Raw genomic sequence first — 310 nt, forward strand, 5'->3', positions numbered from 1 at the left:
ACACGGTTTCGGGTCTACGCCTGCAAACTCATTCGCCCTATTCAGACTCGCTTTCGCTGCGGCTTCGGCTTCTCACCTTAACCTCGCGTGCAAACGTAACTCGCCGGTTCATTCTACAAAAGGAACGCCATCACTCATTAACGAGCTCTGACTTCTTGTAAGCACACGGTTTCAGGTTCTTTTTCACTCCGCTCCCGCGGTTCTTTTCACCTTTCCCTCACGGTACTGCTTCACTCTCGGTCACCAGGGAGTATTTAGCCTTGGCAGATGGTCCTGCCGGATTCCCACGAGGTTTCACGTGTCTCGCGGT

Annotated in this window: 1 rRNA gene; it reads right to left on the reverse strand. The window is 53.2% G+C overall.

Annotation, left to right across the window (positions count from 1 at the left end):
- Nucleotides 1-310: ribosomal RNA gene (locus ACZYR9_RS27660) — 23S ribosomal RNA — on the reverse strand; the annotation flags it as partial.

The sequence above is a fragment of the Paenibacillus sp. F024 genome, assembly GCF_057814255.1.